The 10,678-nt window shown below is 44.3% G+C and carries 7 protein-coding genes; 1 reads left to right on the forward strand and 6 read right to left on the reverse strand.

Annotation, left to right across the window (positions count from 1 at the left end; all coding sequences use genetic code 11):
- Positions 1-123: 123 nt before the first annotated feature.
- Positions 124-1,404, forward strand: a complete 1,281-nt coding sequence (locus NJ959_RS18890; protein WP_254013290.1) for an ABC transporter substrate-binding protein — start codon at positions 124-126, stop codon at positions 1,402-1,404.
- A gap of 452 nt (positions 1,405-1,856) precedes the next feature.
- Here the strand turns inward: NJ959_RS18890 and NJ959_RS18895 are convergent, their stop codons facing one another.
- The 6 genes from NJ959_RS18895 to NJ959_RS18920 form a co-directional block, all read right to left on the reverse strand.
- Positions 1,857-2,402, reverse strand: a complete 546-nt coding sequence (locus NJ959_RS18895) for a pilus assembly FimT family protein (RefSeq protein WP_254013291.1) — start codon at positions 2,400-2,402, stop codon at positions 1,857-1,859.
- A 203-nt stretch (positions 2,403-2,605) separates the two neighbouring features.
- Positions 2,606-3,262: a type II secretion system protein gene (locus NJ959_RS18900; protein WP_254013292.1), complete on the reverse strand. Its 657-nt coding sequence runs from the start codon at positions 3,260-3,262 to the stop codon at positions 2,606-2,608.
- Positions 3,263-3,321: 59 nt separating this feature from the next.
- Complete coding sequence (hpsC, locus tag NJ959_RS18905; RefSeq protein ID WP_254013293.1) at positions 3,322-4,371, reverse strand: hormogonium polysaccharide secretion pseudopilin HpsC; 1,050 nt, start codon at positions 4,369-4,371, stop codon at positions 3,322-3,324.
- A gap of 31 nt (positions 4,372-4,402) precedes the next feature.
- Complete coding sequence (gene hpsB, locus NJ959_RS18910; protein ID WP_254013294.1) at positions 4,403-5,137, reverse strand: hormogonium polysaccharide secretion pseudopilin HpsB; 735 nt, start codon at positions 5,135-5,137, stop codon at positions 4,403-4,405.
- A gap of 16 nt (positions 5,138-5,153) precedes the next feature.
- The gene (hpsA, locus tag NJ959_RS18915) at positions 5,154-10,223 is read right to left on the reverse strand and encodes a hormogonium polysaccharide biosynthesis protein HpsA (RefSeq protein WP_254013295.1); all 5,070 of its coding nucleotides are present in this window, start codon (positions 10,221-10,223) and stop codon (positions 5,154-5,156) included.
- A 243-nt stretch (positions 10,224-10,466) separates the two neighbouring features.
- On the reverse strand, positions 10,467-10,678 hold a 212-nt coding region (locus tag NJ959_RS18920; protein WP_254013296.1), incomplete at its 5' end, for a hypothetical protein.

Here is a 10,678-nt window from a genome sequence, read left to right on the forward strand (position 1 = left end):
GACATGGGGGCAATTTTTCTTCTTCCCCCTCTAACCTCTTGCCTCTAACCTCTTGCCTCTTCCTCTAACCTCTTGCCTGTTAAGATTATGGGTTGTGCTGGGGATCTAAAATAGTTAGTGTACATGAGCCGTATGAGAACTTGGAAACGTCTGGGACTTTTTTCCTTACTAGGGTTGTTGTTGAGTTGGGCGATTAGCTGCACGCCTGCGCCCTCTCCCTCTACCAACCCAGAAATTGAGTTCTGGACGATGCAGCTACAGCCCCAGTTTACGACATATTTTAATAAGCTGATCTCTACCTTTGAGGCTGAGAATCCGGGGATGAAGGTGCGGTGGGTTGATGTGCCTTGGTCGGAGATGGAAAGTAAAATTTTAGCAGCGGTGTCTGCTAATACTGCACCAGATGTTGTGAATCTTAATCCTGACTTCGCTTCTCAGCTTGCTTCTCGCAATGCTTGGTTGGATTTAAGCGCCAAAATTCCCCAACCTGTACAGCAGCAATATTTACCCAAGATTTGGCAAGCTAGTACCCTCAATGACAAAAGCTTTGGCCTTCCTTGGTATCTTACGACAAATATCACTATTTATAATCAGGATTTGTTGAAAAAGGCTGGAGTGAGTAAGCCACCTGCGACTTATGCTGAATTAGCACAAGTGGCTCAGGCGGTGAAAGATAAGACGGGTAAATATGCTATTTTTGTCACCTTTGTGCCTGGGGATGCGGGGGATGTGTTGGAATCCTTTGTGCAAATGGGGGTAAAGTTGGTAGATAATGAGGGAAAAGCGGCTTTTAATACGCCCGAAGGGATTGGGGCTTTTCAGTATTGGGTAGATTTATATAAAAAAGGATTATTACCACGGGAAGTCTTGACTCAAGGACACCAAAATGCGATCGCTCTTTATCAGGCTGGGGAGACTGCTTTACTTTCTTCTGGGGCTGAGTTTATTAAGTCGATTGAAACTAATGCACCTACTATTGCTAAGGTTTCGGCAACTGCACCTCAAATTACTGGACAAACTGGGAAGAAGAATGTAGCTGTCATGAATTTGGTGATTCCTCGCGATACGGAGCAGCCAGATAATGCGTTAAAATTTGCTTTGTTTGTGACTAATAGTGCTAATCAATTGGCTTTTGCGAAGGAAGCTAATGTTTTACCTTCAACTGTTGAGTCTGTGAAAAAGTATCAGGCAGAGTTATCTACTAATCCTAATGTTTCTGCTGTGGAGCAAGCGCGGAATATTGGTGCTAGTCAGTTAGCTGATGCTGAGATATTAGTACCAGTTATGAAGGATTTGAATAAGTTACAAAAGGCGATTTACGATAATTTACAGGCGGCAATGTTGGGAGAAAAGACGGTGGATAAGGCGGTGGCTGATGCAGCCCAGGAGTGGAATCAGCGGTAGGGAACACCCCCTAAATCCCCCTTGGTAAGGGGGACTTTGAGACTAGAGTAGGGAACACCCCCTAAATCCCCCTTGGTAAGGGGGACTTTGAGACTAGAGTAGGGAACACCCCCTAAATCCCCCTTGGTAAGGGGGACTTTGAGATTACAGTAGGGTGCGTTATGCGAAAGCTAACGCACCAAGATCCCTCTCCTGACACAGTTTTTTAACGCAAAGGTGCGCAAAGGGGTTCGCAAAGGTACGCAAAGAAGAGAAAATTACAGGGCTGGCTCTTTCGGGTTAATGGTGAAAAATGTTCATTGCTCTTACAAACATTGAGAATGGTGCGTTAGGCACGGGAATTTAATTATGGGTTGAAATCCTGAATTTATCGCCCGTGCCTAACACACCCTACAGTTAAATAAGATTTTGTTATCATCATAAAGACGGGAGAGCCGTAGTTCAATTTCTTTTTAATAACAATACTTACCATCATTTGCCTTAGAATGTTCTTGCCCCTTACGCATAGCACCGATAAGGGTGGAAATGTATACACAGCGTTTGGTTTTACCACCATTCTTACTAGATAAAGTCAATCGTCCAAATGGTGGTTTTGTATTACCTTTATAATCAAATTCTACTTGTCGTACACCATTCGATAGCTTCCTGGTTGTCTCTTGATCAATGCGAATATTGGAGTTAAAGTTATACCAAATGGCTGCTGCTGGTACAAGGGTTTCAGGGTGAACAGCCCACTGAGTTACTCCATTTTCTTCTCTAAAACTAGCTTGCCAAGTAATTTTATCTTTTGTCGCATTACTTTTAGCTTCCTGCATCGCTCTATAAACTTGATCTTGGGCTGTATTGAGGCGCTGACGATCGATAAAACTCAGCCAACTAGGGGCGATAATTGTACTGAGTATTCCCACTATTGCTACAATAATTATTATTTCGATTAGGGTATATCCAGCGGTTGAGGGATATGGTATTTTGTGATTATGTTTGCTATGGGAAGTCATGGAATTCACCCTGGTGAAATCAGTGGGTTATTGTGGCTGATTTCTTCTGATTTAAGGTGATTTTTGGAAGTAAAAACAGGGTAAAAATGCGGAATATTAAAAAAACCCTGAATTTTAAAATTCAGGGTTTTTACGGTGATCTAGCGGTTTTGATTTGGATGTGATATAGTAACTAAATATACACGCTTTATTCTTCTTTGCTATTAAGGGCAGTTGCTTCCTTGTTTTGTTTGAAGTGAACCCAGGATAGTTTGTACTACCACACATCGTTTTGTACCACTAATTGGTTGTGGTGGATTGCTATTTGATTGGGGCACAGCAACAACAATCCCTAATTCAGCTTCGGCGTTTTCTCGAAGATTTCCTTGATAATCAAAAGTAATTTTTTTGGTGGGATTTGTTGGTGTTGTAGCTGTGGAGTAATCTACAGAGCTACCTTTTGTATTTTCACCTGTTAGATTTGTTCCTAGAATAACTTGATTGGATTTTATCTCTAGATTCTGGTTTAAACTCTGCCAGTTAGGAGAAGAAGTACTAGGATAAACTGCTACCTGTGGTAATCCTCCTGTAGGCGTGTAAAAACTCACTGTGTAACTGCTTTTTGTCCGTCTTGCTTCTTGTTGTGCTTTTTGTACGGCACTCAAAACAGCATCATTGAGTTTACTAACCCGCTGTCGGTTTACAAATGCTAACCATCCAGGCCCCACAATCGCACTCAGAATCCCTATAATGATTACCACTACGAGCATTTCGATCAAGGTAAATCCTCCTTCTTTATAGTTAGGATAGGATCGCATTAACAGATTGTGACTTGGTTTTACAGGTGCTTTTCTCAAATATAGCCTGTATGTTTTGTTCATATAATCTGGGATATTCATTTCTCATCTTCTCACTTGTTACCTTTATTTTACACAAAGTATTATTGATTAAATAGAAATCCCTTCCCTTCTATCTGAATAGTTGCTGTTGGGTAAAATGAGTCTTGATCCCCGATGCTAACCTTGGCGATTCGAGCTAATGCGTTACCTCTAATATAAACTCGTGCTGAATTTTTATTTGAATCTATACAGACATAAAATCCCTTGGGTGTGGCAGTATTTGGCACCATTTCTTCCTTATTGCCATTGACATTGCAATTTATCGCTGCTTTTGTATTAGTTAAATTATGGGCTGTGTTGTCTATATAATCTACCAATACTCTATTGCCAAAGTTGATATCATTATATGGAGTGGTACTCTTTGTCCATCTGTTCATTTTTTGTTTTAGATTTCCCGATCCTTTCAGGCTAAAGAGACTAAAACCTGCATCGTTATTGATAATATAATTAGGTTGACCACCTACAAGTGGCGTAGTTGGATTGATGACTCCATCACTAATTTCAAACCGAGCCAGCCGAGCTTGATTTGACCAAGTATTATTGGGGTTATTTCCCGATATTAGGTAGTAGCCAACGAGAGAGTAAACATAGGCATCATCGCAATTAGCCGCAGATGGACAGTTGGGTGTAGGGTTGCCAATTGGGATAACATCTGATCTTATCTCTCGCTTCCAAAAAACCAGAACAGGTGTGCAAGTATCGCTACCACTATTACTACAACCTGTCACTCCAGCGATTTGATCAGATGGTAATTGAGCGAGGAGGTTGACATAGGGAGTCGGTGGATTGGTGGTACCATCAGTTCCGCCATTTAAGCTGATATTATCGTAGATAAAGACTGCCTGCTGTAAGTCTTGTGCAATGTAGTTAAGGGCTGCTTTGATTTCTTGCTCTGATTGAGCCTTTGCTTGTTCTTTGCGATCGCTATTTAGTATATCGACCATGAAACCGAGTAAGGGCGTGATAATTAGAGCAGCAATAATCATCGCTACCAATAGTTCAATTAGAGTAAATCCGCCTGTTAAACACTCCTTTCTGGATTGTTTAAGGTGATTGATTAAACGTGATTTCCGGAATTTCAGTGATCCCATAATCTAGTTTCACCCTTAGTTTACAAAATATTTAGCGGCAATTAGATGTGGTAGGAAGAGTTCTAGTAGATCTTAGGCGATCGCACCAGTTAGAATAGGACCCATTAAAGTTTCCCGTGGGAGCAATATCTGTAGTCATTTCTACTAGTGGGGCTTTGCGATCGCCTAATGTACCAGAAGAAGCTGATTGCGTGACGTTGGCGGTTGGGGTATTTTTCTTGAAATCAGTGGAATCGCTAAAACCATTTGCTCTGTAAACCCTCACTCCTAAACGGTAACCTCGAGCCGGATCGTTAGCAATTGCACCTGTGGCAAGTGTAGCAGAGCGGAATCCTTGAACAACTAAATCGCTAGCACTATCCACTTGACAACCTCCTGTCTCATCCAGATTAATGCAGTAGACAGTAGCTGGTGTGGGACAGTAATCACTGCTGGTAGTACAGGTTAAACTGCCGCTAGTGGGAGGGGGCGCATCATTAAGAAGAATAGAACTTCCTTGAGTTAGAGTAGGAGCAGTACCCACAATCGAGGTAGGAGCGTCAATTGCTCCAGAGCGAATACCATCAATGTAAGTTTTCGCAGCTTCCGTTGCTCTTTCCACCCGTCTGGCTTGAACCCGCACTCCCACAGCGAGGACGATTACGGGGGCTATTCCTATTAATAATATTGACACGACAATAATCGCCACCAATGATTCAATTATTGTGAACCCGGATTGACTAGATGAGAGTGATTTATTTTGCTGTTTTTGGGGTATCATAATCATTTCAACTCAGGTTTTCTCAACTGTTGTAATCACTCAGATTTTTGCAATCACTAGTTGGTTTATTGCTATTACTGTTATTAGATGCGTAGGTATCGTACTTTCCTGTCTTTTCTGTATTGGTTTTAGCTGCGGCACATAACATAGCTTGCACCCAATCATCATCCCGACTCAATTCCCTGTAAAACTCATTGGGATCTCCTGCGGCTGGTGTTGTGACTTGTAGGGAAAACAAATCCGGTAACTGAGGGAGTAGCCCTACATCGTAGCCCCACTGACGGGCAGGTGCGCCAGCGGAAGGGGTGAAGCCACCACTTGCAGTAGTTCGGTATGGTTGGTTTGGGTAGTTAAATATGCTGCCAGTAGTTGCCAAAATCGGCGTATAGGGGGCTGTAGCATAAGCACTCCGTTTGAACTGAATAAAGGAACCGCTCATGCGAGTAATCGTACCAGCCCCAGCACCAACACCACTCCAGTTTTCCAGGAAAATCGGCAAGTTTGGCATACCACCATTTACTTCAATCCCAGGTGCGCCAAGGAAACCTGTGTCACGGGTAGGATTATCACCACTCGCCATGACTAGATTGAAGGTTGTTGTTGCGGTAGGTTTCTGCATCCAGCGTTGGCTATTGGCATCGCTGTTAGGACCAGTTAGGATGTTGTTAGTGGGAGAGGTGATAGTTGTACCTGCTGTTGGAACGCCAGTTAAAGTTTGAATTTGGAGTACTGGGACTAATAGGGGCTGCTGAGTTGTGCCGATTCCTGGTGCTGTTACTGCTAGTGCTTGCAGGTAGGATAGTGGATTGGTATTTCCATAGTTAACACCTCCTGTGGGAGTTGCTGGAGTACTGGTTGTTCTAAACCAAAGAGCATTATTTACTGATCTGGGCACAGCTCCACCATAAGGGAATAGTGCTACATTTCCAGCAGCATTAATACCTATAGGAGTTGGTCTATTACTAGCATCTAGAATTAGTTGATTTGCTGCATTACGAAGGAACGCAACACGACGAGGATAGCGTTGATCTGCTGGGTTAAGAGCCAATGATACAGTAGTACCTGATAATAGTTGAGCAGCAGTTGGTAGTGGCATCTGTATTAGTACTTGCGCTGCTGTCAAGGCTTGGTTCGCTGCTATGCCAACCACCCAATTCTGCGGTCCACACTGCGAAACCAAAGGTTGCCGGCAGATTTCCATCACATATTCAGGAAAATTTGCCCGCCGCTGAATTGGAGTCACGAAGTTATTGACATAGGAGCTACCCTGATTATTTGCTGCAACTATGTTAAAGTCCTTGGGATAACGATCAGTAGGATCGAACCAGTCAGCGCTGGTAAGGTAATTATTGTCAAAAAAGCCATTAAACCGCCGTGCTGCGGTGATTGTTACCTGATTCTCAGGAACATTAGCATCAGTTTGATTACCGTTACCATTAAGGTCTAAATTAAATACCTGTTCAATGGTATCAAGCTGGTCGCCATCCCCATTGAGATCTCTAACAAGTGCAACTTCGCCTTGGATTATGTCAGCAGCAGGAGTTGCACCGTTACCATTAAAGTCATAACCGTTAAGAAGCAGATTATTACTCAAATTCTCCACATTCTTTCTCAAATCATAATCTCCCTCATTGCGGAAACCGAAGCGGAAATTATCAGAAAGTAGAGTCACAGCATCTGCCAGTACAGTCCCAGGTCTCCATAAGTCACCTGTCGTGCAGTTAGGCAAACCGGGCTGATTATTACGACAAGCAAAGTTTGGTTCGCGGCCGGCCACTGTGCGGCTAGTGTAGAAAAAGGCATTATCCCAGGTTGGATTTCCTGCCAAGGTTTGCCCAGTGCCAAATTCTTCTAAGATTGTGCCATCGGGATTCTGATGGAGGTTAAATCCAGGATTGCCAGCAGTCACAGTATCTGCTTGGACATAGACAGGCAAGTTAGTGGCTAAAATTAAACCCTTTTCTTCCTGTTTGTAAGTATTAGTAGCGCCACGAGACAATCTGCTGCCGTTTCTCAGCATAATCGCACTAGGACGACGGGTTGGATCGAGGATAAAATCTACTGGGCTGTTGATCTTCCTAGTTTGAGTCCGCTGATCTGCAACCGCTGCGGTTAGAGGTGCAGCAGTGGGAGGTGGGCTATCTCCTGGTGCGCTCAGATCCAGTAGGGCATCGTCGCGAGTAGCGTAGATAATGCCACTGTCTGGTAATAGATACTCTGATCCGGGTACTGGGGATGTCCCGGTAACTCCTCCTGCGGGGTTTTGTCGCAAATTATTCAGATTGATTACAGTCGCCCGAATTTCCAATGGCTGACGTTGTTCTAGTTGCAAGTCATAGTCAGCGGGAGTAGCTGGAGCTGGGTTAGCCAAAAATGTTGCTGGGGCTTCTGTTTCAATACCTTTAACTTGTCGGGCATCCAGAAAAGTTGTTTCGTAGATTGTCCCGTGAGGAATCACAGTATTACTCGGTACTAGAGTCCCGGCGGCAATTTGTAGACCACAAAGGGCAGTATCAATCGCTGATTGATGAGCTAAGGTTAGCGGTTTGGCTGCGGCTATCTGAGTGAGAGCAGCCCGCAGTGCTTCATTGACAAATCGTCCATCTGGGTAGATGAGGTTGGCTTGGTAGTTCAGCTTTGCCGGCCAGTTTGCACCTGGGACACTAGGTGCTTGAGGGGCTGGTGTATTAAACACCCCAGCAGCAGTTCGAGTAATTCCGGCAATACTACTAGGATTTTCAGCGGGTATTCCGTAGGTGATGCCGTTGTTAGAAAGACCATTCCCCGCCGCCGCAACACCCAGTTCAGTCGTGGGTTGCCAAGGTGTTGCCGCACCATTAGGTAGGGTAGTCACATTCCGAGCTGTCACGCTGGTGCTGGGGTTATAGTAACTACTAATACAGGCGATGGGTCGTTGATCCGCTTGTCCTGCTGTAGGATAAGTGCTACCTGGAGGGTTGGGGTAGTTGCTGGTTCTGTAGTGGTAAACTGCCGTAGCCCGCATCACTAAATCCCCACGTCTGTCAGTGTTCGCAGCAGGAATAGCGTCTGGGGGAAGATCTGGAATGCCATCGTTATCGGTATCTTCCCACATAGGCATAGAATCAGGGAAAACCACAACAAACCCAGGATCTGCCTCATTTTCCAGCGTTGAGAAATCATCAGCAATAGGAGGATTTCGTCTTGGTAAGAAATAGTTTGCTGAAGTTGGATCGTAAATACCAGCCCCTGTAATTACCCGCAACCCCCCAATCCCATCAAGGGATTGAATGGGCACATCGGCTGCTTTCCTCTCCCAGAAACCGTCCCGACTAGTGTCACCCAACTCTGAGAGGGGAATAACCTGAGTCATGCGGGTACGGAAGGGGCTTTTATTTATTCCATCCCAGCCTGTCGTTTGAGTATTTTTCCCGTCAACAAATTGAGGAATTTTATCGTAGAAATTGACAAATTTCTTTGAATCGGGGTCCCACCACTTGGCTGGTAACCCGTTTCCGACAATAATGCGATCGCCCAGTTTCTCTTCATTAGCACCTCTTTTATCTGGATCTGTTGCTGGTGGCTGATCTTTCCTAAGTGTCAGACTATTATTAGAGACTCCAGTAGCCAGGTCATTAGGATATATCCAGGCATCTAGCCCAGCTCTCATCTGATTTGTCCCAGAATCTGCTGGAGTCGTTGCACTGTTTAATGGATCTGCATTAGCAGTAGGAACTTCAGCAAATGGCACTTTGCGCGTCCGTTCTTTGTAGTAATCTTCCAGTGCTTTTGACAGACTAACGCCTGTTCTAGTCACTCTTTCTGTGACTTCTGGTGGCGGGTTGACGGATCTTTGTACTAAATCGCTAATTCTTTGGGCATAAGCTTGGCTATTATAGCTTGTTTGAATACCGTTGTTTGTCACAGTTGCCTTGGTAGGTTCTAACGCAGGATGGGCAGGCTCTGCTCCCGATTTGAACAAATCAACTGTAACCGAACCTAAAGTTCTATTTGTATCGATGCCGCCAACCACCACATTGCCGCCAACAACTACCTTACCGTTTTCTTCACTATAGAAACAAGAATTAATACTACTAACCTGCAATAGCTGAACCGGAACATTAGTAGCTGCTTGACCAATTACCAAGTTACTATTCGTTACGATCCGCCCGTTTAGCTTAATCCCAGCACCAGGTGTAATCTCAAGGTCATCTTCGTATACAACCGCATTATTAGTTAGGGGAACCCTAGACTGATCTTGCTGATACTCTAGAGCAGCAAAACCTTGTTGTCCCTTGTAAGTTTCATAGTTTCCAACTGGAAGATTTTCAGTAATTGGTACTGTAACCGAAAATACAAAGAAGCTTTTTTTCAGATTCCCATCTGTGGTTTTGTACCAACCTGAATTTCCTACTAAGATAGCGGCTGTTCCTGATCCACAAGGATTCCCCGCCGTAGCATTATCCATCGGCGGGGTTCTGGCTTCTAAAGGACTTCTGGATCTCTGAGCGTTTCGGGTAGGATTGCGGAAGTAGAGACCGTAGAGATTATAGCTATCAAATTTTCCGTTGTTATCTGTATCGACAGGAAATCGCCAAGCTGTATCTAGTGCTTCTAAATTGTCTAATTCTGTAGTGAGTGCCCTTTGTATACCACCTTGCCCATTGAACTCAGAAACCAGCCTCAGAGGTGTTTCATCTCCCAGAGTATAAGCTGACAGGTTGATAGTCATCGCCTGGTACAATGATTGATCTGTGGGTGTACCTCTAGGCAATGTTGGATCTGCAAGCAAAGCATTTATTTTTGCTTGCGCCCGATTGATTGCTGGGGATGCTGCTGCCATCACTCGCTCATTTACCCTGACATTAGCAGCATTCTTCGCCCTATCAAACGACCGAAACACGATCGCAGTCGTCAACAATACGACCACCAATATTACCATCGTCACCGTCGGCAAAACGAACCCAGATCGCGAAAAGTTCCCGCGACGACCGATAATCATGAAGCTACGCAATAGCCAATTCATCACCTTTTTGGTGATATTTCTAGATAGCTTCAACATCTGACGGTAGAGACTCTGAATGGCTTGGACTAGCTTTTTAGCGATTGACATGGCAATGTTCCTGTCAAACTGTAAATTATTATAAGAATCAGACTGATGACCAATGCTTGAGGGATTTCAAGCGAAGACTTTATTAAAAACATCCGGAGGAATACAATACCCCATAGTAGATGAAGACACATGAATCTCAGTAAAGTTCCCTCTGATGAGAGATATTTTGCCATAGATCCCCAAACGTAGAACAGGTGTCCCGCCTCTTGTCCCGCCTCTTGGCGTTTCCCCATCTCCGCTCAACTAAGCGACACACACCACAGGAATCACAGCCAATACTCTGCTGACTCTAGCGATCTTTACCCGATGACATAAAGTAAGGATATTAAGCAGCCTTTTCTCAATGTCGCCAATTAACTCTGTAAATGGCAGACACTTGAAAACAGCTCTGCCCCTAGCATACCCACTTTCCCCAGAAAAGCGATCGCCCCTGACGTAAATAATATGGAGAAGGG

It is taken from the genome of Limnofasciculus baicalensis BBK-W-15, assembly GCF_024178385.1.
Lineage (GTDB): Bacteria > Cyanobacteriota > Cyanobacteriia > Cyanobacteriales > Coleofasciculaceae > Limnofasciculus > Limnofasciculus baicalensis.